This window comes from Streptomyces sp. Da 82-17 (assembly GCF_046098215.1).
In the GTDB taxonomy this organism is placed as follows: Bacteria; Actinomycetota; Actinomycetes; order Streptomycetales; family Streptomycetaceae; genus Streptomyces.
In genome coordinates this window covers 194,831-219,006 of sequence record NZ_JBJURH010000004.1, presented here as the reverse complement: position 1 = coordinate 219,006, position 24,176 = coordinate 194,831, and the positions used below count along the sequence as shown (strand labels likewise).

Below are 24,176 nucleotides of genomic sequence, written 5' to 3'. Positions count from 1 at the left end.
GTGGCACGTTTGCCGTTTCCCGGGGCGGGCTAGGTTCGCGTCATGCCAGTCGAGCCTGCCAAGGCGGCCAAGTCTGCCGAGCGTTCCGCCGCCCCGATCCTCGTCGCCTCCAACCGCGGTCCGGTCAGCTATTCCGTACGGGAGGACGGCTCGCTCGCACCGCGGCGCGGCGGCGGCGGGCTGGTGTCCGGGCTCTCCGCGATCGGGCCGGACGCCGGCGCGCTGTGGGTGTGCGCGGCGCTCGGCGACGGCGACCGGGAGGCGGTGCGGCGCGGCGTCTCCGAGCCCGGCGTCCGGATGCTGGACATCGACGCCGAGGTGCACGCGGACGCGTACAACGGGATCGCCAACTCGGTGCTCTGGTTCGTGCACCACATGCTGTACCAGACGCCCCTGGAACCCTCCTTCGACCGGGAGTTCCGCCGCCGGTGGGAGTCGTACGAGCGCTACAACCGGGCCTTCGCCGAAGCGCTCGCCGAGTCCGCGGCGCCCGGCGCGTCGGTGCTCGTGCAGGACTACCACCTGGCCCTCGTCCCCGGCATGCTGCGCGCGCTCCGCGACGACCTGCGCATCGGGCACTTCTCGCACACCCCGTGGGCGCCGCCCGACTACTTCCGGATGCTGCCCGACGACATCGCCGGACAGCTGCTGCGCGGCATGCTCGGCGCGGACCGGCTCGGCTTCCTCACCCGGCGCTGGGCGGACGCGTTCACGGCCTGCTGCGACGCGGTGACCGGCGGCACCGGCACCACCCGGATCGGCGTGCACGGCCTCGGCGCGGACGCGGACTTCCTGCGCGAGCGCGCCCACCGGGACGACGTGGCGGACCGCACGGCGGCGCTGCGCGCCCAGATCGGCGGGACCGACCGCAGGACCGTCGTCCGCGTCGACCGCACCGAGCTGTCCAAGAACATCGTGCGCGGGCTGCGCGCGTACGAGCTGCTGCTCGCCGAGCGGCCCGAGTGGCGCGAACGAGTCGTGCACATCGCGTTCGCCTACCCCTCGCGCCAGGACCTGGCCGTCTACCGCGACTACACCGCGGAGGTCGCCCGCGTCGCCGAGGAGATCAACTCCCGGTACGGCACGGCGGGTTGGACGCCGGTGATCCTGCACGTCGAGGACGACTTCGCGCGCTCGCTCGCGGCGTACCGGCTCGCGGACGTGGCGCTCGTCAACCCGATCAGGGACGGCATGAACCTGGTCGCCAAGGAGGTCCCGGTCGTCTCCGACGAGGGCTGCGCGCTCGTCCTGTCCCGCGAGGCCGGGGCGTACGAGGAGCTCGGCGAGGACGCGCTCGCGGTCAACCCGTACGACGTGGTGGGCACGGCCCGGGCGCTGCACGAGGCGCTGACGATGCCGGACGAGGAGCGGCGGGCGCGCACGGAACGGCTCGCCGCGGCGGCGACGGCGCTGCCGCCGGAGCGGTGGTTCCTGGACCAGCTGCGGGAGTTGGAGGGGCTCTAGGGCGTGTCTCCCTGGGGAGACGGGCCCTAGGGCCTGTCGTTCGGATCAGGCCCTAGCCCTTCGCGAGCGCCTCGGCCAGCTGTCCGAGGAGGCGGACCACGCCCACCGGGCCGTCCACGACCAGGTCGGCGCGCTCGGCCAGCTCCGTGACCTCCGCGCTGCCGCTGCACACGAGCAGTCCGGGCACGCCGTCCGAGCGCAGCTTCTCCACGGCGGCGTACGCGGGGAGATCGCCGAGGTCGTCGCCCGCGTACAGGACGGACTCCGCGCCCACCTCGCGGGCGTACGCCGACAGGGCCACGCCCTTGTCCATGCCGGGCGGGCGCAGCTCGATCACGTACCGGCCCGGCTCGGTGATCAGGCCGTGCCGGGCGGCGAGTTCGGCGAGGGGGCCGGTGAGCGCGGCGAACGTGGCCTGCGGGTCCTCGGCGCGGCGGGTGTGGACGGCGACGGCGCGGCCCTTCTCCTCGATCCACGTGCCGTGCCAGAGGCCCAACGCGTCCAGGAATCCGGGGAGTTCGGCCCGCGCGCCGGCGACTCCGGCGGGGAGTTCGGGGGCCTGCACGGTGCCGGTCACGGCGTCCCAGCGCTCGGCGCCGTAGTGGCCGAGGACGACCAGGTGCTCCAGACCGGCGACGCCCGCGAACCCGCCGTACCGCACGGCGACTCCGGCGGGCCTGCCGGTCACCACGGCCACGGAGGCGACGCGGGGCGCGAGGGCGGCGAGGGCGGCGACGGCGTCGGGGTGGGCCCTGGCCCGCTCGGGGTCCGGGACGATCTCGGCGAGCGTGCCGTCGAAGTCGAGTGCGACGAGGGCGCGGTGCGGGTGGGCGCGGAGGGCGGCGAGGCCTTCGCGGCCGGCGGGGGTCACGGGGACAGGCAGGTCGTCGGGGTGGGTGCCCATGGGGGGACCTTATCCAGGTGGGCCGGCGTCGCAAGGTCGCCTCGGTGGCCGCCCCTGCATCGCCCTGCGGGCTCGCGTCCTCAATCGCCGGACGGGCTCCCTCGCGGTGCTCGTTCGCCTGCCGCGCCGTCGTGGCTTGTCGCGCAGTTCCCCGCGCCCCTGAAAGCGGCCCCTAGCGGGGCTGAACCCAGCCCCTCCAGCGTTTGAGATGGGGGTCCCCCTGCTCCAGCGAAGCCGAGAGCTTGGGGGAGGGGGTCCGGGGGCGGAGCCCCCGAAGCTGCCGCAGGCTTTCGGGAAGGGGCGGGGTGGGGAAGAAAAAGGCGCAGCCCCGACGGACGCTAGCGGCGTGCTCGGCGGGCCTCGCGGACCCTGCGGAGGCGGTTGATCGTGACCGGGTCGTGGGCGAGGGCGGCGGGGTCGTCGAGGAGGGCGTTCAGGAGCTGGTAGTAGCGGGTCGGGGATATGCCGAGCCGCTCGCGTATCGCCCGCTCCTTCACGCCCGGCGACGCCCACCCCTGCCGCTCCAGGGCGAGCAGGGCCCGGTCCCGCTCGGACAGCTGAGCGTCGGTGGGGCTCGGTTCGTCGGCGGTCATGAGGAAACCGTAGACGCGTACGCCGACAGCGCCACCCGGGAAGCCCGCCCAGCCCGCACAGCCCGCACACCCACCGGCCTACTCCGCCGACTCCGCCGCGACCGCCTCGTTCTGCAGCTTCTGCAGCACCGCCGCCGGGTCGCCGCCCGGCTGGACCGTCTTGCCGATGTCCTTCTTGATGGCCGCGCTGACCTGCGCCCAGGACGTCTTGCCGACCGGGTACAGCTCCGAGTGCGGCAGCTCGTCGAGGAACTCCCGCAGGTGCTTGTACTTCGGGTCCTCCGCCATCGCGTCGGACGCGGACGAGGTGACGGGCAGGATGTCGTAGCGATCGGAGAAGTCCAGGACGTTGCTGTCCTCGTAGACGAAGTCGAGGAACTTGCCGATCTCCGCCTTGTGGCCGTTCCGCTTGAAGCCCATCATCCAGTCGGCGACGCCCATGGTGGCCTTGGCCTTGCCGTTGACGCCGGGCAGCGGCACCATCCCGTACTCGACGCCCTGCTTCTTCGCCTGCTTCATCAGCGTCGGATGGCCGTTGAGCATGCCGACCTCGCCGCGCGAGAACGCGTTGAAGGCGTCCTGCCGGTCGAGTTCGCCGGGCGCGACCGGGCCGGTGAGGCCCTCGCCGACGAGGTCGTCGCGCAGCCACTTGAACGTCTTGACGTTGTCGGCGGAGTCGAGGGTGTACGTGCCGACGTTGTCGGTGTAGCCGTCGCCGCCGCTGAGCAGCCACATCAGCGTCTCGGCGGGCGCCTCCTCGCGGCCCAGCGGCAGCGCGAACGGGTACTTCACGCCCGCCGCCTTCAGCTTCTCCGCGTCGTCGGCCAGCTCGGTCCAGCTCTGCGGGGCGCCGGTGATCCCGGCCTTCGCGAACAGCTTCTTGTTGTAGAACAGCAGCCGCGTCGACGACGCGAACGGCATCCCGTACTGCACCCGCCGCAGCTCGCCCGCCTGCGAGAGCGCGGGCAGGAAGTCGGCCTGTACGGGGATGGAGAGCAGGTCGTCGGCGCTGTACAGCTTGCCCTGCGCGGCATAGTCGGCGTACGCCCCGATCTGCGCGATGTCGGGGTCCTCGCCCTTCTTCACCAGGGCGGCGACATGGGCGTCGACGTCGCTCCAGGAGCGGACGTCCACCTCGACCTCGATGCCGGGGTTCTTCTTCTCGAACGCGGCGGTGAGCTCGTCCCAGTACTTCTGGGTGCTGTTGGCGGCGCTGTCGCCGTAGTCGGCGGCGACCATCTTCAGGGTCACCGTGTCGGAACCGCCGACGCCGCCGGCGCCGCAGCCGGCCAGACCCGCCGCCATCCCGAGCGCCGCGAGCGCCGCCGTCACACCAGTCATGCGCCGCTGCACAGCTGCTTCCCACCCTCACTGCCTGTCCCGCTCGCCCGGTACGTCCCGCTTGTGGCGTTCGTCCGGTACGGCGGCTGTCGTACGCGTCGGAACCGAGAGTTTGCCCCCAGTTCGCACACAAGGTCTACACCACTCAGATCTCGCTTCGGCAACGAGGGGCCACCGTTGCCGAGCGCCCCGAGCTGCTGCTATGCACGACACGTTCTGCCGAGTACCGAGTACATCCCGTCGCTGTACGTCCCGTCGCTCGCGAGGAGCCGCCGCACATGTCACGCACCGCAGCAGAAATAGCCACCCAGCCCGCCTGCTGGCGCCGAGCGGCCGAGGCCGCGGCCGCGTTCGACGGGCTGCCGCGCCCCGGCGAGCGGGTGGCCGTCACCGGCTGCGGCACGTCCTGGTTCATGGCCATCGCGTACGCCGCCCTGCGCGAGGCGGCCGGGCAGGGCGAGACGGACGCGTTCGCGTCGTCGGAGTTCCCGGTGGGCCGCTCGTACGACCGGGTCGTGGCGATCACGCGCTCCGGTACGACGACTGAAGTCCTGGAACTGCTGAGCTCGCTGAAGGGCTCGGTGCCGACGACCGCGCTCACCGCCGACCCGAAGACCCCGGTGATGGACGCCGCCGACGCGGTGGCCGTCCTGGACTTCGCCGACGAGGAGTCCGTTGTCCAGACCCGCTTCGCGACGACCGCGCTCGCGTTCCTGCGGGCAGGCCTCGGCGACCTGTCGGCCCTCGGCGTGAAGCCGGTCGCCGAGGCCGCGGTGGACGCCGAGCTGGCGGTCACCGAACCCCTCCCGGAGGCGGTGCTCGGCGCGGAGCAGTGGACGTTCCTGGGCCGCGGCTGGACGTACGGGCTCGCCCTGGAGGCCGGCCTCAAGATGCGCGAGGCGGCGGGCGCGTGGACCGAGTCCTACCCGGCGATGGAGTACCGCCACGGCCCCATCTCCATCACCGGCCCCGGCCGCGTGGCCTGGATGTTCGGCACGCTGCCCGAGGGGCTCGCCGGTGACGTGGACCGGGTCGGCGGCCATCTCGTCGCCCGCCAGGAGACCGACCCGCTGGCCGACCTGATCCGCGCACAGCGCCTCGCGGTGGCGCTCGCCGAGTCCAAGGGCTACGACCCGGACCGGCCGCGGAACCTGACGCGGAGCGTGATCCTGGCGTGAACCTCGCCTGAGTTATTGGGATGACGTGGAGGCCCTGGGCACGCGACGATGGGGGCATGCCAGGGCCTTACGTCATCCGCGGCTCGGTCGTCCTGCCGGAGGCCGAGCTCATGTGGCGTTTCTCCCGCTCGTCCGGACCGGGCGGTCAGCACGTCAACACGTCCGACTCGCAGGTGGAGTTGAGGTTCGACCTCGCGAGGACGCAGGCGCTGCCGGAGGTGTGGAAGGCCCGCGCGCTGGAACGGCTGGCGTCCCGCCTGGTCGACGGCGTGGTGACGGTCCGGGCGTCCGAGCACCGCTCCCAGTGGCGCAACCGCGAGACGGCGGCGACCCGCCTGGCGTCCCTCCTCGGCGAGGCCACGGCCCCACCGCCCCGTCCACGCCGCAAGACGAAGATTCCCCGCGGCATCAACGAACGCCGCCTGCGCGAGAAGAAGGCCCGCTCGGAGACCAAGCGGGGTCGCTCGGGCCGGGACTGGGGCTGACCGTCGAGGCTCAGGCGTTCGGGCTGCGGGGTTGACTCGTCGCCTTCAGAAGATGGTCAACCATTCGGGGCGCTCGCCGCGTTGGGATGCGGTGCGACGCACGGCGCCCGGGGCCCGGGCCGGGCGGGGCGGACGGGCGCGGGAACGGGGCGAGGGTCGACGGCCAGGTGCAGGTGGCACCCCCTACCCCAACTGCCGGTATCGCCCCTTGAAGTAGAGCAGCGGGTTGCCGTCGGCGGAGGGGAAGGCGGCGGTGAGGACTCGGCCTACGACCAGGGTGTGGTCGCCCGCCTCGACCCGCTGTTCCGTCTCGCACTCCAGCGTCGCCAGTGCCCCGCCGAGCAACGGGGCGCCCGACTCCGTACCCCGTACGTACGGGAGGTCCTCGAAGAGGAGCCGGTCGCTGATGCGGCCCTTCATCGCGAAGCGGCCCGCGATGTGCCGCTGGCTCTCGGCGAGCACCGAGACGCCCCAGCGCGGCTGCTCCGCGAGCAGGTCGTCCATCCGGGACCCCTCCCGCAGGCTGACGAGGACCAGCGGCGGGTCGAGGGAGACGGACATGAACGCCGTCGCCGTCATGCCGACGTCCTCCGCCGCGGGGCCGCCCTCGCCGAGCTCGTCCTCACGTGCGGTGACGAGGACGACGCCGGCGGCGAGCCGGGACATGGCGGCACGGAACTCTTCGTTGCTCACCCCAACAGGATGAGACTTCAGCACGGTGGACACGCCAAAGACGCTAGCTCCGCCCGCCCGCCGCCCGCATCGGCCCCCGGACCGAGACCGCCTACACCCCCGGACGGGGGCCCGGGACCCGCGCCCGGACCGCGCCCGGCTGAAAGATGTCCCTGCCAAGCGCTTTGCGTTCAGGAAACGTACGCGGAGATCCACCGCCCCCCTGCCACCCGTTCACCTCGCTTGTGACTTGAGTCACAGGGTCCATATTTTGTTGACCCTGTGTACCGAGTGAGCAGCTCGCTGTGATTCAGTGGCGGAGGCAATCGGAGGCAATCAGACACTAAGGGCACCACGAATCCAGGAGTTGCTGTCGAGGTCTCGGGGAGAGCGAGCATGGAGACCGAGTCGGAGCCTTACGTCCGTCTTGCGACCCTGCGGCAGCTGCACCAGGTGGTCGCGGAGCTGAACACGGCGCGCAGCCTCGCCGACACCCTGCAGACCGTCGCCGACGGCGTGGTGCAAGGACTCGGGTACGAGCTCGCGTGCGTCAATCTCGTACGCCCCGACGGAGACCTCGTCGTCGCCGCGTTCGCGGGCAGTGCCGCCGCCGAGGCCCTGATCACCGGCCGGGTCGGCTCCAGGGAGTCCTGGGAGCGCCGGCTCTCGATGGGCCAGGAGTGGGGCTCGCTCCGCTTCATCCCGCACAACGAGGGCTGGTCGCTCATCGAGGACGACGTCCCGCAGTGGCACACCGAGGGCCCCGAGCCGCGCTTCGAGGACGAGTGGCACCCCCTGGACCGCCTCTACGCCCCCATGTACGCGAGCGGCGCCGCCGGCGGCGAGCTCCTCGGCGTCATCTCCGTGGACCGGCCGCGCAACGGACGCCACCCCGGCGCCTGGGGGCGCGAGGCCCTGCAGATGTACGCCTCGCAGGCCGCCATTGCAATCAGTAACGCCCGGCTCCGAGCAAACATGCAGCGCGCCCTGGTCCGGCTGGAGCGGGAACAGCAGGCGCTGCGGGCCAGCGAGGAGTCGTTCCGGCAGGCCTTCGAGTACGCGCCGAGCGGCATGGCCATCGCCGAGATGGGCGGCGACCAGCACGGCCGCATCCTGCGCACCAACGACGCCCTGTGCCGGCTCCTCGGCCGACCCGCCTCCGCGATGCGCCGGTACTCGTTCTCCGACCTCGTGCACCCCGAGGACATCGGCACCCTGCTGCGCACCTCCGCCGAAGGCGGCCGGGCCGAGCTGCGGCTCGGGCGGCGCGACGGCACGTACCTGTGGGTCTCGCTGCGGAACTCCGTCGTGGCCGACGCCGCCGACGGCCCGCGGTTCCTGCTCACCCACGTCGAGGACATCGAGGAGCGCAAGCGCCGCGAACTGCAGCTCGCGCACCGCGCCTCGCACGACTCCCTCACCGGGCTGCCCAACTCCGCCGAGCTGCGCTCCCGGCTGAGCGCCCGCATCTGCCAGCGCCCGCCCGGCGCCCAGGAGACCGCCCACGCCCTGGACGCGGCGTACGGCTCCCTGCCCGCGTACGAGACCCCCGACGGCTTCGCGGTCCCGGACGTGTACGACAGCCACGACGCGTACGACAGCAACGGGCACGGCTCGTACCCCGGCGCGAGCATGGGACACGGCGGGCACGGGCTGGAGGCCTTCGACCACCACGTGCACACCGTCGCGCCCGAGGGCGACACCGACGACGGCACGAAGGGCCTCGCCGTCCTCTTCTGCGACCTCGACGGCTTCAAGTCGATCAACGACCGCTTCGGGCACCACACCGGCGACGCCGTCCTCATCGAGGTCGCCCGCCGTCTCACCAGCGGCGTACGGGACGGGGACACCGTCGCCCGGCTCGGCGGCGACGAGTTCGTGGTCCTCGCCGACGGGCTCGGCCGGGCCGACGCCGCCGACCTCGCCGTGCGGCTGCGGAACGCGATCATCCCGCCGATCCGGGTCGACGGGCGGGCCGTGCGGGTCGGCGCGAGCTTCGGGATCGGCTGGGCGCACTGCGGGATGTCGGCGGAGGAAGTGCTGCAGTCCGCCGACCAAAGGATGTACATCGAGAAACGTTCTCGTGCCAAACAGCACAGGCGGGCCGGATAACCGCAGGTCAGCGCGGTGGTGAGAGATACGTCGCGATTGCGGCCCGGCCTGCACGTGTAGGCTCGCCCAATTGGACATCTGTGGCCCCGTACTCGATCTGCATGAGGAGTGACCGAGGGATGACGGCCGGCAACAACGGCGCGAGCCAGCCCCAGGACGACGACCCGTTCGGCTACCTCTACGCCGACGGCCAGGCGGCCGGCGCCACCCCGCCCGGCGGGGGCGGCGGCGGATACGGCTACCCCGGGCGCAGCTCCTCGTTCCAGCAGGTCCGCACCGTCGGCGAGCGGCAGTACGGGCAGCAGGGCGCCGCGGCCGGACCCGGCGCCGCCCCCGGCCAGGTGCCGCAGCAGAACGCGCACTACGCCGCGCCCGAGACCCTGCCCGGCGGGCAGCACACCCGCCGCGCCGCACCCCCCGCCGACCAGCGCGGCGGCCGCGGCCCCAACACCAAGGGCCTGCTGATCGGCGCGATCGCGGTCGTCGCCGCCGTCGTCGTCGGCATCGGCGCGGCCATGCTCAGCAACAGCGGCGACGATCCCGACTCCGGCTCCAACCAGGCCGGTTCGGCCGACACCGCCGGCGGCGACGGCGGCGGAGACGAGCCGAACACCGAGCCGTCCAAGGAGCCCGAGAAGGTCGAGCTGCCGAAGGAGGACGCCAAGGCGCTCACCCTCGCGGGCGGCACGACCACGGCCTCCGACGTCCAGGGCGCCAAGTCCGGCACGTACGTCCAGGGCCTCAACACCCCCGGCGCGTCGGCCACTTGGACCTTCAACGGCATCCCGAAGGACGGCAAGTACACGCTGCACGTCCAGTACGGCGTGCCCGGCAAGGACCAGAAGACGACGCTGACCGTCAACGGCAAGCAGCAGGACCGCAAGCTGAACATGAGCAACTTCGCCGGCGCCGAGGAAGGCGACTGGGCGAAGGGCTGGACCAACACCTGGGCCAACATCCAGCTCACCAAGGGCACCAACACGATCAAGATCTCCTGCGAGAGCGGAGATCAGTGCGACGCCTATCTCGACCAGCTGTCGCTGAGCGCCGGCTGGCGCTAGCGCCCTCGCACACGGGGCCTCACAGCAGGCCCAGGAAGTGCGCCACCGTCCCCGTCATCGCCTCGCGAGCGGGGGCGAGGTATTTCCGGGGGTCGACCGTCGACGGGTGGGCCTCCAGGAACTCGCGGGCGGCGCCGGTGAAGGCCGTGTTGAGCGCCGTCCCCACGTTGATCTTCACCATGCCGGCGGCGACCGCCTGCCGGATTTCCGTGTCCGGTACGCCACTTGAGCCGTGCAGCACCAGCGGTACGGGCACGGCCTCCCGCAGCCGGGCGATCAGCGCGTGGTCCAGGGCCGCCGTCCGCTCCGTCATCGCGTGCGAGGAGCCCACGGCGACGGCCAGGGCGTCCACCCCGGTGTCAGCGACGTACGCGGCCGCCTCGCCCGGGTCCGTCCGTACCCCCGGGGCGTGCGCGTCCAGCGGGGGCTCGCCCTCCTTGCCGCCGACCTTGCCGAGCTCGGCCTCGATCCAGATGCCCCGCTCGTGCCCCCAACGCACCGCTTCCGCCGTGGACTTGACGTTCTCCGCGTACGACAGCCGGGACGCGTCGAACATCACCGAGCTGATGCCCTCCGGGTGCGCGGCGCGCAGCAGGTCCACGTCGGTGACATGGTCCAGGTGCAGGGCGAGACGGGCGGAGGAGGCGCGGGCCACGGCGGAGGCTGCCGCGGCGATCGGGGCGAGGCGGCCGCCGTGGAACTTCACGGCGTTCTCGGAGAGCTGCAGGACGGCGGGGCGCCCGGCCCGTTCCGCGCCCGCGGCGATGGCCTCGGCGTGTTCGAGGGTGATGACGTTGAACGCGGCGAGGGCGCTGCGCTGTGCTTGGGCGTGGCTTACGAGTTCGGCCGTACTCACTAGCGGCATGGGGTCCCCTTGGGTGGGCCTAGTGGTTGCGGTGCGTTGCCGGGTGCGGTTCCTGAGCCGGTCCGGTCCCGGCTGCGGGTCCGTCGTGGCTGGTCGCGCAGTTCCCCGCGCCCCTGGCGGTGCCGTTCACGCCGCACCCGCGCGTTCCGTCACCGACACCTTCGCCAGGAACTCCTCGTACGCCTTCGCGTCGAACTCCCCCGCCACCGGGGCCAGTACGGTCGCCGCCGAGAGGGCGACGGCGCGGGTCAGGAGGGCCGGCCAGGGTTCCAGGTCCGCCAGGCCCGCGACGAGGGCCGCCACCGCCGAGTCCCCCGCGCCCGTCGGGTTGCCGCGGACCCGCGCGGGCGGGACGGCCTGCCAGGCGCCGTCCGGGGTCGCGGCGAGCAGACCGTCCGTGCCGAGGGAGGCGACGACGGCGTGGGCGCCGCGCCGCCGGGCGTCCCGGGTGGCGCGCAACGGCTCGTGGGAACCGGTGAGTTCGGCCAGCTCGTCCGCGTTGGGCTTGACCACGTCCGGGCGGGCGGCGATGCCCCGGCGCAGCGGCTCGCCGCTGGTGTCCAGGAGCACGGGCACGTGCACGGCGCGGGCGGCGCGCACCAGCTGCGCGTACGCGCCGACGGGCACGCCGGGCGGCAGGCTGCCGCACAGGGCCACCGCGTCGGCCGAGGCCAGCAACTCCTCGTAGGCGGTGCGGAATCGGGACCACTCGTCGGGCGTGATCAGCGGGCCGGGCTCGTTGAGCTGGGTGGTGTCGCCGGTGCGCTCGTCGACGACGGCGACGGTGCGGCGGGTCCGCCCGGCCACGTCAAGCAGCGCGTCCCGCACGCCCGGCGCCTCGGCGAGCTGAGCGCGCAGCGCGGCCCCGGTGGCGCCGCCCGCGAAGCCGGTGACGGTGACGGGCCGGCCGAGCGCGGCAAGCACCCGGGCGACGTTCAGGCCCTTGCCGCCGGGCCGTTCGGTGACGTCGCCGACGCGGTGCGAGGTGTGCGGGGTGAGGCGCGGGACGCGGTACGTGATGTCCAGGGCGGTGTTGAGCGTGACCGTGAGGATCACGTGCGGCCTCCCCCGGAAGTCGTACGTACGTGCGCGTGCCGGGCCCTGATCATGCCAGGTGGGCGGCGGTTGGCCTAGAGGTTCTTCGGCCCCCGGGCCAACCGTTCCCGTCTCAACCGGCGGACAGATCAGCCCAGTTGTGCCGCTCCGGGGGCAACCGGGGCGATGAGCCAGTCGCCCTTGCGCATCACGCCCGCGACGTCGAAGTTCTCGTCGAGGACGACCAGGTCGGCGTCCTTGCCGGGTTCCAGGGAGCCCACCCGGTCGTACACGCCGAGGAGCTTCGCCGGGTTGGCGGAGATGGTGCGGACGACGTCCTCCACGGGCAGCCTGTCGACGGTCACGGCGCGCTTGAACGCCCGGTCGAGGGTGAGCGTGGAGCCCGCGATGGAGCCGCCCTCGACGAGCCGCGCCACGCTGTCCTTCACTTCGACCGCCAGCGGGCCGAGCATGTACCGGCCGTCGCCGAACCCGGCCGCGTCCATCGCGTCGGTGATCAGCGCGACCCGGTCCGGGCCCGCGTGGTGGAAGGCGAGCTGGAAGGAGGCGGGGTGGAGGTGGGTGCCGTCGTTGATCAGCTCGACGGTGACCCGCTCGTCCTCCAGGAGCGCGGCGATCGGCCCCGGCGCGCGGTGCCCGAGCGCGGGCATCGCGTTGTAGAGGTGCGTGGCGACGGTCGCGCCCGCGTCGATGGCCGCGAGGGTCTGGTCGTACGAGCCGTCGGTGTGGCCGACCGCGGCGAGGACGCCGTGCTCGGCGAGCAGCCGTACGGAGTCGACGCCGCCGGGGAGTTCGGGGGCGAGGGTGAGCATGCGGGCCTGGCCGCGCGCGGCGTCGATGAGCTTGCGCACGTCGGCCGGGTCCGGGTCGCGGAGCAGGGCCTCGCTGTGGGCGCCCTTGCGGCAGGGCGAGATGAACGGGCCCTCGAAGTGGATGCCGGCGATCTCGCCCTGCTCGGCGAGGTCCGCGAGGAACCCGGCGCGCTGCGCGAGGAAGTCGAGCTCGCCGGTGACGGTGGAGGCGACGAGGGTGGTCGTACCGTGCTCGCGGTGCGTACGGACGCCCTGCAGCACCTCGTCCTCGGTGCCGGACGTGAACGAGGCCCCGCCGCCGCCGTGGTTGTGCATGTCCACGAAGCCGGGTACGACCCAGTGGCCCGCCAGGTCGACGGTGGCGTCGCCCTCGTGCGCGTGCCCGGCGATCCGGCCGCGCTCGTCGACGATGACCCGGCCGTCGGTGACGGTTCCGGTGGGCAGCACCACCCGGGCGCCGGTGAGTACCTTGCGTGCGGCCATCAGGCGGTTACCTCCGAGGACGGTCCGGTCGGTCGGTCGGGGCTGTTCGGTCGGTCGGGGCTGTTCGGTTGCCCGGGTCGGTCGGGCTGCGTGGGCACGGGGGTGCGGGCGGCGAGCAGGTCCCAGGCGAGGAGGCCCGCGCCCAGGCAGCCCGCGGTGTCGCCGAGGGCGGCGGGGACGACGTCGGGCAGCTTCTGGAACGTGACGCGGCGTTCGAGCGCCGCCCGCAGCGGTGTGAACAAGGTTTCCCCGGCTTCGGCGAGTCCGCCACCGATGATGAGCGTGCGCGGGTCGAGCAGGGTGACGGCGGTGACCAGGCCGTCGGCGAGCGCGTCGATCGCGTCCTGCCAGACCTCGCGGGCGCGCGGGTCGCCCGACTCGACGGCCTTCGCGCAGTCCGCGGCGTCCGCGTCCGGGTCGCCGCTCGCCTCCGCCCAGGCGCGGCTGACGGCGGCGGCGGACGCGAGCCGCTCCAGGCAGCCGCGCTGACCGCAGCCGCAGAGGGGGCCGCCGGGGCGGACGACGATGTGCCCGATCTCGCCCGCGTACCCGTGCGCGCCCGGCTCGATCCCGCCGTCGATGCCGATGGCGCCGGCGATCCCGGTGCCGAGCGGCAGGAACAGGAACCGGTCGGCGCCGCGGCCCGCCCCGACCCGGCCCTCGGCGAGGCCGCCGGTGCGGACGTCGTGGCCGAGGGCGACGGGCACGCCGATGCGGGCGCCGAGCAGATCGCGCAGCGGCAGGTCGCGCCAGCCGAGGTTGGCGGCGTACACGGCGATGCCCCGCTCGGCGTCGACGATGCCGGGCACGGCGACGCCGGCCGCGGCGGCGGGAACGCCGAAGTGCTCCTCGCCGTACGCGCGCAGCTCGGCGGCGAAGTCGAGGATCGACTCGACGACGGCCTCGGGGCCGCGCTCCCGGCCGGTGGCGCGGCGGGCCTCGTGCAGGACGGCGCCGTCCGGGGCGATCAGGGCGGCCTTCATGCCGGTGCCGCCCACGTCCAGGGCGATGACGTGCCGTGCGGCCGGGGAGCCGGGGGCCGTCCCCCGGGTGGATGCAGTCACTCCGACAGTCTGGCCCGCTCCCCGCGAAAGGTCTAGTCCACTTCACGAGACAGGGCGGTACCGGCAAAGAAAGTGGGGAGGACTGGAACCTCGCGGTCCCCCCACGGCGTTAGTGCGGGTGACGGTAGCTTCGTCGTCGACAGCTTCGTCCTCGGTACGAAGCCCGTAGCACCGCAGCACTCAGAGGGGAACTTCCATGGCTGTAAGCCTGTCCAAGGGTGGCAACGTCTCGCTCACCAAGGAGGCTCCGGGCCTGACCGCCGTCACGGTGGGCCTCGGCTGGGACGTCCGTACGACCACCGGCACCGACTTCGACCTGGACGCCTCCGCGATCGCGGTCAAGGCCGACGGCAAGGTCTTCACGGACGGCCACTTCGTCTTCTTCAACAACAAGCAGTCGCCGGACCAGACCATCGTCCACACCGGCGACAACCGCACCGGCGAGGGCGCGGGCGACGACGAGGCGATCAACGTCAACCTGGCGGGCCTCCCGGCCGAGATCGACAAGATCGTCTTCCCGGTCTCCATCTACGACGCCGAGTCCCGCTCGCAGAACTTCGGCCAGGTCCGCAATGCGTACATCCGCATCCTGAACCAGGCCGGCGGCGCCGAGATCGCTCGCTACGACCTCTCCGAGGACGCCGCGACCGAGACCGCGATGGTCTTCGGCGAGCTGTACCGCAACGGCGCGGACTGGAAGTTCCGCGCGGTCGGCCAGGGCTACGCGTCCGGCCTGGCCGGCATTGCTCAGGACTTCGGCGTGAACATCTGAGGTTTGCCGCGGCGCGCGAAGGGGGCTCTGGTCGTCGGACCGGGGCCCTCTTTCCGTGCCTCCCCCACGGTCCGGGGTGCGTGGCTTTCGTCGCCGGGTGCGGGCCGTCCTGGGCTGGTCGCGCAGTTCCCCGCGCCCCTGAGATGCGCACCCGGCGACGAAACCGGCACCCCCACGGCGCGTGGAACCTCGACCAACCCGCACCGGAACCCTGCGACTAGCCTTCCCGCATGATCCTCGACCAGATCCCGGTCCTCGAAGACGGCGCCCTCCCCGGCACCGTGCTGACCGAAGTGACCGAACTGTACGCGTCCAACCGGGAGTTCTTCGCCCTCAGCGGCGACTTCCCCGACCCGGACCACATCACCAACGAGCAGGTCGCCACGGCCCTCGCCGACGAGTTGGCGCAGCCCACGGCCGAGGTGCTGCTCGCCCGCTCCGAGGGCCGGCTCGTCGGGCTCGCGATCACGCTCGGGCAGCATCCGGACCCGGAGGACCCCGACCCGTGGATCGGCCTGCTCCTCGTCGACGCGAAGCTGCACCGCACCGGCGTCGGGCGGCGCATCGTCCAGCTGGTCGAGGACCGCTTCCGCACCGCGGGCCGTGCGGCCGTACGCCTGGCGATCCTGGAGAACAACGACCAGGCGGGCTGGTTCTGGACCAACCTGGGCTACGAACTCATCGGGTACGCCGAGGACTTGGCGAAGCAGCGGCCCTGCGTGCTGATGCGCAAGGAGCTCAACGCGCCTGCCGCGTAAGGAGGTTCACGGCTTCGGCGGGCGGCCCTCGCCGTACAGCCACACGTCCCAGATCGCGTCCAGGTCCTTGCCCGCCTGCCGCTCCACGTACGCCGTGAAGTCGGCGGTGGAGGCGTTGCCGTGGCGGTGCGTCTTCGTCCAGCCGCGCACGATCGAGCGGAAGCGGTCGTCGCCCACGGCCTGGCGGATCTTGTGGATCACGGTCGCGCCCCGGTAGTAGACGGGGCTCGCCGAGATCGTCTCGGGGCCGCGGGGGCGCGCGGGCGGCTCGTCCCAGATCGCCGCGGCCGCCGCGGGCCCGCCGATCGCGTGGTCGACGTACGGCCCCTCGCCCGCGTAGACCTGCTCGAACGTCTGCTGCGCGGTGCGGCCGCCGTGCTCCTCGCTCCACAGCCACTCGGCGTACGTGGCGAAGCCCTCGTTGAGCCACATGTCCTGCCAGGACTTCGGCGTGACCGAGTCGCCGAACCACTGGTGGGCCAGCTCGTGCACGAGCAGCTGGACGCCGGGCGCGCCGGGGAACACCGGCCTGGTCTGGGTCTCCAGGGCGTACCCGGACGCGCCCGCCTCCTCGACGATCGCGCCGACCGAGGAGAACGGGTACGGCCCGAAGGTCCGCTCGCCCCATTTCACGACGTCCGGGATGCGCGCGAGGGCGCCCGCGCTCGCCTCGGCCTGCGCGGCCACCACCGCCGTACGCACCGGAAGCCCGCCCCCGCGGCCCGCGCCCCCGACTCCCTCGACTCCGTCGACTCCCTCGACTCCCTCGACGACGGACGTGCCGGTCTCGTACGCACCGATCGCGACCGTCGCCAGATAGCTCGCCATCGGCTCGCCGCTGCGCCAGACGAAGCTCGTCCGGCCGCCGTGCGTGCGGGCGCTTCGCAACTCCCCGTTGGAATAGGCCTGCAGGCCCTTCGGGACGGTCACCTCGATGTCGTACGCGGCCTTGTCCGAGGGGTGATGGTTGCCGGGGAACCAGGCCTTCGAACCGGCCGGCTGGCCGAGGGCGACGGCGCCCGTGCCGGTGCGCAGCCAGCCCTCCTCGGCGCCGTCCGCGTCGGTGATCGTGCGCGGCTCGCCGGAGTAGCGGACGACCGTGCGGAACGTCTCGCCCGAGCGCAGCTCGTCCCGCGGGCGCACGGTCACCTCGTCGCGCTGCCGGTTGAAGCGGGCCGGGTCGTCCTCGACGGTGACGGAGGCGATGTCGAGCCCGTGCAGGTCGAGGTTGAAGGCGCTGAGGTCCTGGGTCGCCCGGGCCGTGATCACCGCGGTGCCGTCGAGCCGCCCGGAGTCCGGGTCGTAGTCGAGGCCGAGGTCGTAGTGGCGTACGTCGTAGCCGCCGTTGCCCAGGTCGGGGAAGTACGGATCGCGCAGGCCCGCGCTGCCGGGGGTGCCCTGCACGCCGACGCCCACCCCGGAACAGCCGGAGAGGGCGAGAGCGGCGGTGAGGCCCAGGGGGACGAGAAGGGATCGGCGTATCGCGGGACGGGACGCCTGACGTGACGCTTGGCGTGTCTCCGGGCGTATCGCTGGGCGGGTCACACGGCGATCTTATGGGCGGTACGAGCAGTTCGCCCCGCTCGTCCGGTTCTACCGGGGAGCGGGGCGAAGAGGTGAGCGGCCGGGCACCGGGGGGGTGCAGGTGGTGCCCGGCCGCCGATCGAGGAGGCGGGCGGCGACGCTGCCGCCCGGCCTCGGCCCGGGAAGGTGGAGGGTCAGCGGCCGAGGGCCGCGACGCCCGCCTGGGCGAACTTCTCGTCGAGGTCGCCGGACGGGGCGCCCGCGACACCGATGCCCGCGATCGGGGCGTTCTTCGCGGTCACCGGGGCGCCACCGCCCAGGAACAGGGTGCCCGGGATGTCCTTCAGGTTCGGGGCCTGCTCCAGACGCTTGGCCAGCTCGGAGGTCGGGGCGTTCCAGGACACGGCGGTGTACGCCTTCTTCTCGGCCGACTCGTACGACTGCGGGCCCGCGCCGTCACCGCGCAGCGTCACGATGGTGTTGCCGTTGCGGTCGACCACCGCGACGGTCACCCGCTGGTTCTCCTTCTCCGCGGCGTCGAGCGCGGCCTGCGCGGCCTTCGTGGCGGCGTCGATCGTCAGGTGCGTCGACTGCGTCGTGTTCGACGCGGCGGCAGCGGCGGCCGGGGCGGCGGCGACGGACTCGGCCGGCGCGGCGTTCGCGGAGACGGCGCCGAAGGTGCCCGCACCGAGGGCGGCGACGGCGACGGCACCGGTGACGACACGGGTACGCAGGGAGAGCTTCTTCATGGCGGATTCCTCGTTCTCTGGCGGCGGCGTGGGAGGCCTGCACGTTGGAGTGCGGGAGGTGATTTCCGATCGGTTCCCGCAGTGGGTGGAGCGTTTGTCGCTCTGCATCCATCGTGGGGCCGCGGACCGCCCCACCCCGTCGACGTACCGGCTGTGACCTGCGTGCGGGACGGTCGACAGCGGGGTCGACCGATCGGTTGATGCGGGCGGCACCTTCGTGGGTGACGATGGGCCCGTGGAAGAGCAGCAGCCCCTGGCGCGCGGGGAAGAACGACAGCCCCTGGCGCACGGGGCCGCGCGGGACGACGAGGACCGGCGAACCCCGGCGCACGGGCCGGGCGCGCGGGACGACGAGGATCAGCAGACCCTCGTGCACGGGGCCGCCGCGCGGGACAACCGGCGGCTCGCCGCCGTCATGCACGTGGCGTTCTTCGTCCTCCTCGGCTCGTCCCTGACCCGCTTCCTGCTACGCCACCCCGCCGACCCCGCCACGCCCTGGGTCATCACGTTCGCGGGCGCGCTCGCCACGCTGTACGTCCTCGGGCCCGTGCTCGGCCCGAAGGACCCGCCGCCCGGACCGTACGCCGCCCGCGGCGCCACCACCTCGCACAAGCTGTGGCTCGCCGCCGTCATGGGGATCTGGGTGACCCTGGTGATCCTCGCGCCGAGCTTCGGCTGGTGCGCGGTGCCGCTGTTCTACACCGGCCTCCGCACCCTGCGCACCGGCGCCGCGATCTTCCTGGTCGCGCTGATCACCGTGTTCGTGGTCGCGGCCCAGGTGAAGCTGCGGGTGAACACCGGCTTCGACCCGAACCTGCTGTTCGCGCCGCCTGCCGTCGCCGCCGTCGCCACCGCCGTGTTCGTGCACTCGCAACGGCAGGCGGCACGACTGCAGTCCGTCATCGCCGACCTGGTCCGCACCCGCCGCGAACTCGCCGCGACCGAACGCCGCGAAGGCACCCTCGCCGAGCGGCAGCGGCTCTCCATGGAGATCCACGACACCCTCGCCCAGGGCCTGTCCAGCCAGCAGATGCTGCTCCAGGCCGCCGACCGGGTGTGGGACACCGACCCGGAGACCGCCCACGCCCACGTCCGCACCGCCGAGTCCTTCGCCGAGCGGAACCTCGCCGAGGCCCGCCGCTTCGTGCACGACCTGGCCCCCGCCGACCTCGCGGGCGGCGCCGGACTCGAACAGGCCCTGCACGGGCTCGCCGAGCGGGAGTCCCGGGACGGGCTCGACGTCCGCTGCCGGGTCGAGGGCACCCCGGCGCCGCTGCCGGACCGGGTGCAGTCGGCGCTGCTGCGCATCGCCCAGGGCGCGCTGGCCAACGTCACCGAGCACGCCGCGGCCCGCACCGCCGTCCTCACGCTGGTCTACTTCGACGACCAGGTCGTCCTCGACGTCGCCGACGACGGCCGCGGCTTCGACCCGCTCGCCGGGGGCGCGTCCTCCGGAGCGCGGGCGTCCGGAACCGGTTCCGGGGTGCGGGGCCACGGACTTCCCGCGATCCGGGCACGCGTCGCCCAGCTCGGTGGCACCCTCACCATCGAGTCCGCCCCCGGCGACGGCACGGTCCTGTCCGCCGCGATCCCCCTGGAGCCCCGATGACCACCTCTCCCGTACGGGTGCTGCTCTGCGACGACCACGCCGTCGTCCGCGCCGGACTGCTCGCCCTGCTCGGCAGCGCCCCCGACATCGAGGTCGCCGGGGAGGCCGGGACCGGCGAGGAGGCGGTCGCGCTGGCCGCGAAGCTCGAACCGGACGTCGTGCTCATGGACCTCCAGCTCGGCGCGGGCATGGACGGCGTCGAGGCCACCCGCCGGATCGCCCCCACCGGCGTACGGGTCCTGGTGCTCACCACGTACGACACCGACGCGGACATCACCCGCGCCATCGAGGCGGGCGCGACCGGCTACCTGCTGAAGGCGGAGCGGCCCGACGAGCTGTTCGCCGCGATCCACGCCGCCGCACAGGGCCGTACGACGCTCTCCCCGCCCGTCGCGAGCCGCGTCATGGCCCGCATGCGCAGCCCCCAGCCGACCCTGACCGACCGCGAGCTCGACATCCTCGGCCAGCTCGCCCACGGCCTCGGCAACCGCGACATCGCCAAGGCGCTGTTCATCAGCGAGGCGACCGTGAAGACCCATCTCGGCCGGATCTACGACAAGTTGGGCGTGGACACGCGCGCCGGAGCGGTCGCCGTGGCGAAGGAACGCAGGCTGCTGCCGTAGCCCTGCGGGGCCGTGACACCATCCGTAGGTGCTCGACATCGGATACGCCCTCTCCAACCGCTTCCCCGACCCGCCCCAGACCGACTACCGGCGGGCGGACGTGCGGGCACTGCGGCACGACCTGTTCTGCGGCGACGTGTACCTCGCGGACACCGAGTCCGACCGGGAACTGTCCACAGCCTGGGGGTGGGTGCCGGTGCTCGACTTCGCGTGGGCACTGTGCGACATCGTCGAGCGCCTCGACCGCGACCCGCTCGGCAGCCGCGCCTCCCGGCCGCAGTACGCCGAGCTCGACTTCACCGAGTCCAGCGACCGGATGCTGTTCGAGCGGCGGTTCGGGTGGGTGGACGTCGAGGGCGAATGGCTCCCCGGCTCCGAGCCGCCGCTGACGTTCTCCCACAGCGAGCTGCGGCGGGAGGCCCGGGATTTCCTCCACGACCTGATCGCGGACCTGACCGACCTCCACGAGGACCTGGCGGAGAACCCGACGATCTGGGACCTCCAGTCCCGCTTCCCCCGAATCTGAACTCCGGCCAAGAGGGCCCCGAAAGGGGCGCGGGGCTGTGACATCAGCGGCTTCGCCGCGGGGCGCGAGCAGCCACGACGGCGCGGCAGAAGGGCAACGACCCCCGGCAGGGAAACCTCAGGCGCGCCCCGAAACCCGGTCCGCCCACAGCGCCAATCTGTCCGTGGCCGCGGACGCGGACCCCACCCCCGCCTCCCGGCGATCAGCTGTCCGGTACGCCGCGTACATGGACTGGACGCCCAGCCACCGCAACGGCTCCGGCTCCCACTTGCGGACCTTGTGGTTCACCCACGGCAACTCCGTCAGCCCGGCTTCGGCCAGCTCACCCGCCGTGCCCTGCCCTGAGTCCTGCCGTACGAGATCGCAGAGCGTGCGCGCCGCGAGGTTGGCGGTGGCGACGCCCGAGCCGACGTACCCGCCCGCCCAGCCGAGGCCGCTGGACCGGTCGAGGGTGACCGACGCGCACCAGTCGCGGGGCACGCCGAGGACGCCCGACCAGGCGTGGTCGATCCGCGTGCGGGCGAGCGCCGGGAAGAAGCGGACCAGCAGCGACCGCAGCGCGTCCACCGTGGCGGGCTGCGTCCGGCCGTCGTTGTCGGTGCGGGAGCCGTAGCGGTACGGCACGCCGCGGCCGCCGAGCGCTATTCGGTCGTCGGCGGTGCGCTGCGCGTACATGTACGCGTGCGCCATGTCGCCGAGGGTCTCGCGGCCCTCCCAGCCGATGGTCTTCCACAGCTCGGCGGGGATCGGCTCGGTCACGATCATCGACGAGTTCATCGGCAGCCACTCCCGCCGCAGCCCCTTCAACGCGGCCGTGAACCCCTCGGTGCAGCGCAGCACGTACGGGGCGCGGACCGTGCCGTACGGCGTGACGGCGTGCTTCGCCTTGATCTCCGTGACCGGCGTCGACTCGTGGATGGTGACGCCCAGCGCGTCGACGACCGCGGCGAGCCCGGTGACCAGCTTCGCCGGGTTCAGCCGGGCGCCGTGCGGGGTCCAGGTGGAGCCGACGGCGCCGGCGACCCGTATGCGCTCGGCGGTCTCGCGCGCGCCGAGCAGCAGCCGCTCCCGGTCGCCGTACGCCACCTCGTCCTCGTGGAACGCGCGCAGGCGCGTCAACTGGGCCGGGGTGTACGCCACTTCGAGGACGCCGCCGCGGTGCACGTCCGCGTCGATGCCCTCCTCCTCGGCGACCCGGACGACCTCGGCGACGGTGTCGTTCATGGCGGCCTGGAGGCGTACGGCGGCGTCCCGGCCGTGCAGCTTCGCGTACCGGTCGCGGCCCGCCACGCCGTTGTAGAGCCAGCCGCCGTTGCGCCCGGACGCGCCGTAGCCGCAGAACTTCTGCTCCAGGACCGTGATCCGCAGGAACGGCACGGCCTTCTTCAGGTAGTACGCCGTCCACAGTCCCGTGTAGCCGCCGCCCACGATGCACACGTCGGCCGTCGCGTCCCCGGTGAGGGGCTCGCGGGCCGCGGGCAGGCCGTGCTCGTGGAACCAGTGGGAGATGTGGCCGTTGAGGGTGCTGGACGCCGAGTCGTTCATGGCCGGAACGTACCCGAGTCGCCCCGTGCCGCGGCACCCCTGTGGATAACTTCGGGCGCCCCCGACGGACCGCCTGTGGATAACTTCGGCCCTGCCGGCAGCCTGCCCCTAGCATCGGCCGGGTGACCCACACGACCGAGCCGCCCGACCCCGGTACGACCACCCCGACCGCCCCGGCCACCCCGGCCACCCCGGACATCCGCATCCCCGACGAACTCGCCCGCACCCAGCTCAAGTTCAACGGCGAGGCCGGCCGTGCCTTCATCGAGGCGCTGCCGCGGCGCGCCGCCGAGTTCCTGGACCGCTGGGCGCTGCGGGTCACGGGCCCGTCGATGTACGGGATGGCCTCGCTCGTGCTGCCCGTGCGGCGGGCCGACGGCACCCCGGCCGCGCTCAAACTGCAGCTGCTCGACGAGGAGAGCGCCGGCGAGCCCGTCGGCCTCGCCGCGTGGGCCGGGGACGGGGTCGTACGACTCCTCGACCACGACGCCGCGACCTGCACGCTGCTCCTCGAACGGCTCGACGAGCGGCGGCACTTGTCGAGCCTCGACGACACCCGCGAGGCCACCCGCATCCTCGCCGGGCTGCTCGCCCGACTCACCGCCGTACCCGCCCCGCCCGGCCTGCGCGGCCTCGGCGACATCGCGTACGACATGCTCGACGCCGTGCCGTCCGCGCTCCGCTCGCCCCTGGCCCACGGCCCGGCCCGCGCGACCCTCCAGGCCTGCGCCTCCGCCGTACGGGACGTCGCGGACCAGCCCGGCGACCGGCTGCTCCACTGGGACCTGCACTTCGACAACGTCCTCGCCGCCGAACGCGAACCGTGGCTGGCCATCGACCCGAAGCCGCTCGCCGGGGACCCCGGGTTCGACCTGATGCCGGCGCTCTTCAACGAACTCGGGGACGTCTTCGACGCGGCCGAAGTCCTGTACCGCTTCGACCTGTTGACGGAGACCCTGCACCTCGACCGGGCCCGCGCCGCGTCCTGGACCCTCGGCCGGGCCCTGCAGAACCTGCTGTGGAACGTCGAGGACGAGGAGCCGGAGCTGGACGCGGCGCAGCTGGCGATCGCCGATCTCGTCCGCGAAAAACGCCTCTGAGGGCGAGGGGCGGCCCGGTTAACCTGCGCGCATGATCCGCACAGCGACAGCCGAAGACGTACCCGAGATCCACGCGATGATCCGCGAGCTCGCCGACTACGAGAAGGCCCTGCACGAGGTCCGCGCCACCGAACAGGACCTGCGCACAGCCCTGTTCGGCGAGCAGCCGGCGGTGTACGCGCACGTGGCGGAGGACGACGCGACCGGCCGCGTCGTCGGCTACGCCCTGTGGTTCCTCACGTTCTCGACGTGGCGCGGGGTGCACGGGATCTACATGGAGGACCTGTACGTGCGGCCCGAGGCGCGGGGCGGGGGCCACGGCAAGGCCCTCATGGCCGAACTGGCCCGGGTCTGCGCTGCGCGCGGCTACCAGCGGCTGGAGTGGGCGGTCCTCGACTGGAACGAGCCGAGCATCAGGTTCTACGAGGCGTTGGGCGCGCGGGCGCAGTCGGAGTGGCCGGTGTACCGCTTGACGGACGAGCCGTTGGCCAAGCTGGCCTCTCCGTAAGGCACCCCCAGGGGGCTCCGCCCCCGGCCCCCCGCTCCTCAAGCGCCGGAGGGGCTTCCCGGGGTCGGTCTTTCGGCTTCCCCGCCATCGTGGTGGCCGTCGCTGTGCCCACCCGTTCCGCCCTGCGGAACGCCTGCCCACAGCGACGGCGGGGGGACCGAGGTGGGTGGGTGGGATTGAGCCCTCACCCCCGCCCACCCACAGCGGGGCGGGCGGGGACGTGCCCCAAAGGGGCGCGGGGAACTGCGCGCGCAACCACCGCGGCGGGGCAGCCGGGCAGCCGCCCGAAGGGACAGGACCTGCCCCGAAAGGGGCGCGGGGAACTGCGCGAGCGGTTGCGACGGCGTCGCGGACGGGCGGACGCCGCCGGAC

General features: G+C 73.1%; 23 protein-coding genes. 12 read left to right on the top strand and 11 right to left on the bottom strand.

What is annotated here, in order from left to right; all coding sequences use genetic code 11:
- Positions 1–42 precede the first annotated feature (42 nt).
- Positions 43–1,464, top strand: a complete 1,422-nt coding sequence (locus ACIDOF_RS08730; protein WP_409005153.1) for a trehalose-6-phosphate synthase — start codon at positions 43–45, stop codon at positions 1,462–1,464.
- A 52-nt stretch (positions 1,465–1,516) separates the two neighbouring features.
- On the opposite strand, the gene otsB is transcribed toward ACIDOF_RS08730, so the two are convergent.
- The 3 genes from otsB to ACIDOF_RS08715 form a co-directional block, all read right to left on the bottom strand.
- Complete coding sequence (gene otsB / locus ACIDOF_RS08725; RefSeq protein WP_409005152.1) at positions 1,517–2,368, bottom strand: trehalose-phosphatase; 852 nt, start codon at positions 2,366–2,368, stop codon at positions 1,517–1,519.
- A gap of 338 nt (positions 2,369–2,706) precedes the next feature.
- Complete coding sequence (locus tag ACIDOF_RS08720; RefSeq protein ID WP_409005151.1) at positions 2,707–2,961, bottom strand: DUF3263 domain-containing protein; 255 nt, start codon at positions 2,959–2,961, stop codon at positions 2,707–2,709.
- Between the two features lie 78 nt (positions 2,962–3,039).
- Entirely contained in the window at positions 3,040–4,302 is a 1,263-nt protein-coding gene (locus ACIDOF_RS08715; RefSeq protein ID WP_409005150.1) for an extracellular solute-binding protein, read from the bottom strand.
- Positions 4,303–4,580: 278 nt separating this feature from the next.
- Between ACIDOF_RS08715 and ACIDOF_RS08710 the strand changes: the two genes are divergently transcribed.
- The gene (locus ACIDOF_RS08710; protein WP_409005149.1) at positions 4,581–5,480 is read left to right on the top strand and encodes an SIS domain-containing protein; all 900 of its coding nucleotides are present in this window, start codon (positions 4,581–4,583) and stop codon (positions 5,478–5,480) included.
- A gap of 56 nt (positions 5,481–5,536) precedes the next feature.
- Positions 5,537–5,965 (top strand): alternative ribosome rescue aminoacyl-tRNA hydrolase ArfB, encoded by a 429-nt coding sequence (arfB, locus tag ACIDOF_RS08705; protein ID WP_409005148.1) that lies wholly within the window; start codon positions 5,537–5,539, stop codon positions 5,963–5,965.
- A 183-nt stretch (positions 5,966–6,148) separates the two neighbouring features.
- On the opposite strand, the gene ACIDOF_RS08700 is transcribed toward arfB, so the two are convergent.
- Positions 6,149–6,631: a flavin reductase family protein gene (locus ACIDOF_RS08700; protein ID WP_409005350.1), complete on the bottom strand. Its 483-nt coding sequence runs from the start codon at positions 6,629–6,631 to the stop codon at positions 6,149–6,151.
- A gap of 402 nt (positions 6,632–7,033) precedes the next feature.
- Here ACIDOF_RS08700 and cdgB point away from each other — a divergent pair, with 402 nt between their 5' ends.
- Both cdgB and ACIDOF_RS08690 read left to right on the top strand, forming a co-directional pair.
- The gene (cdgB, locus tag ACIDOF_RS08695) at positions 7,034–8,749 is read left to right on the top strand and encodes a diguanylate cyclase CdgB (protein WP_409005147.1); all 1,716 of its coding nucleotides are present in this window, start codon (positions 7,034–7,036) and stop codon (positions 8,747–8,749) included.
- 119 nt (positions 8,750–8,868) lie between these two features.
- Positions 8,869–9,810 (top strand): carbohydrate-binding protein, encoded by a 942-nt coding sequence (locus ACIDOF_RS08690; protein WP_409005146.1) that lies wholly within the window; start codon positions 8,869–8,871, stop codon positions 9,808–9,810.
- Between the two features lie 19 nt (positions 9,811–9,829).
- On the opposite strand, the gene ACIDOF_RS08685 is transcribed toward ACIDOF_RS08690, so the two are convergent.
- From ACIDOF_RS08685 to ACIDOF_RS08670, 4 genes are all read right to left on the bottom strand, one after another.
- A complete protein-coding gene (locus ACIDOF_RS08685) occupies positions 9,830–10,675 on the bottom strand; it encodes a ketose-bisphosphate aldolase (protein WP_409005145.1) in 846 nt (281 codons plus the stop codon).
- A 126-nt stretch (positions 10,676–10,801) separates the two neighbouring features.
- Positions 10,802–11,731 carry a 1-phosphofructokinase family hexose kinase gene (locus ACIDOF_RS08680; protein WP_409005144.1) on the bottom strand — a complete coding sequence of 310 codons (930 nt, stop codon included), beginning with the start codon at positions 11,729–11,731 and terminating at the stop codon, positions 10,802–10,804.
- Between the two features lie 128 nt (positions 11,732–11,859).
- Positions 11,860–13,026 carry an N-acetylglucosamine-6-phosphate deacetylase gene (gene nagA, locus ACIDOF_RS08675; RefSeq protein WP_409005143.1) on the bottom strand — a complete coding sequence of 389 codons (1,167 nt, stop codon included), beginning with the start codon at positions 13,024–13,026 and terminating at the stop codon, positions 11,860–11,862.
- On the bottom strand, positions 13,026–14,090 hold the full coding sequence (locus ACIDOF_RS08670) for an ROK family protein (protein ID WP_409005142.1): 1,065 nt from the start codon (positions 14,088–14,090) through the stop codon (positions 13,026–13,028). The genes nagA and ACIDOF_RS08670 overlap by 1 nt, the downstream gene beginning before the upstream one ends.
- A 196-nt stretch (positions 14,091–14,286) precedes the next feature.
- Here ACIDOF_RS08670 and ACIDOF_RS08665 point away from each other — a divergent pair, with 196 nt between their 5' ends.
- Positions 14,287–14,862: a TerD family protein gene (locus ACIDOF_RS08665; RefSeq protein ID WP_409005141.1), complete on the top strand. Its 576-nt coding sequence runs from the start codon at positions 14,287–14,289 to the stop codon at positions 14,860–14,862.
- A gap of 230 nt (positions 14,863–15,092) precedes the next feature.
- Positions 15,093–15,620 carry a GNAT family N-acetyltransferase gene (locus ACIDOF_RS08660; protein ID WP_409005140.1) on the top strand — a complete coding sequence of 176 codons (528 nt, stop codon included), beginning with the start codon at positions 15,093–15,095 and terminating at the stop codon, positions 15,618–15,620.
- Between the two features lie 6 nt (positions 15,621–15,626).
- Here the strand turns inward: ACIDOF_RS08660 and ACIDOF_RS08655 are convergent, their stop codons facing one another.
- Positions 15,627–17,102, bottom strand: coding sequence for a M1 family metallopeptidase (locus ACIDOF_RS08655; protein WP_409005349.1), 1,476 nt, complete (start codon positions 17,100–17,102; stop codon positions 15,627–15,629).
- A 236-nt stretch (positions 17,103–17,338) separates the two neighbouring features.
- On the bottom strand, positions 17,339–17,893 hold the full coding sequence (locus ACIDOF_RS08650) for a GlcG/HbpS family heme-binding protein (RefSeq protein ID WP_409005139.1): 555 nt from the start codon (positions 17,891–17,893) through the stop codon (positions 17,339–17,341).
- Positions 17,894–18,308: 415 nt separating this feature from the next.
- Here ACIDOF_RS08650 and ACIDOF_RS08645 point away from each other — a divergent pair, with 415 nt between their 5' ends.
- Genes ACIDOF_RS08645 through ACIDOF_RS08635 form a run of 3 tightly spaced genes read left to right on the top strand, consistent with a single transcriptional unit; the run spans position 18,309 to position 20,651 of the window.
- The gene (locus ACIDOF_RS08645; RefSeq protein WP_409005348.1) at positions 18,309–19,502 is read left to right on the top strand and encodes a sensor histidine kinase; all 1,194 of its coding nucleotides are present in this window, start codon (positions 18,309–18,311) and stop codon (positions 19,500–19,502) included.
- On the top strand, positions 19,499–20,125 hold the full coding sequence (locus tag ACIDOF_RS08640) for a response regulator (RefSeq protein WP_409005138.1): 627 nt from the start codon (positions 19,499–19,501) through the stop codon (positions 20,123–20,125). Before ACIDOF_RS08645 ends, ACIDOF_RS08640 begins: the two co-directional genes overlap by 4 nt.
- Before the next feature lie 28 nt (positions 20,126–20,153).
- Positions 20,154–20,651, top strand: a complete 498-nt coding sequence (locus ACIDOF_RS08635; RefSeq protein WP_409005137.1) for a hypothetical protein — start codon at positions 20,154–20,156, stop codon at positions 20,649–20,651.
- A gap of 117 nt (positions 20,652–20,768) precedes the next feature.
- Here the strand turns inward: ACIDOF_RS08635 and ACIDOF_RS08630 are convergent, their stop codons facing one another.
- On the bottom strand, positions 20,769–22,196 hold the full coding sequence (locus ACIDOF_RS08630; protein WP_409005136.1) for an NAD(P)/FAD-dependent oxidoreductase: 1,428 nt from the start codon (positions 22,194–22,196) through the stop codon (positions 20,769–20,771).
- A 197-nt stretch (positions 22,197–22,393) separates the two neighbouring features.
- Between ACIDOF_RS08630 and ACIDOF_RS08625 the strand changes: the two genes are divergently transcribed.
- Entirely contained in the window at positions 22,394–23,296 is a 903-nt protein-coding gene (locus ACIDOF_RS08625) for an aminoglycoside phosphotransferase family protein (protein WP_409005347.1), read from the top strand.
- 31 nt (positions 23,297–23,327) lie between these two features.
- Positions 23,328–23,804, top strand: a complete 477-nt coding sequence (locus tag ACIDOF_RS08620) for a GNAT family N-acetyltransferase (RefSeq protein ID WP_409005135.1) — start codon at positions 23,328–23,330, stop codon at positions 23,802–23,804.
- The last annotated feature ends 372 nt before the right edge of the window (positions 23,805–24,176 follow it).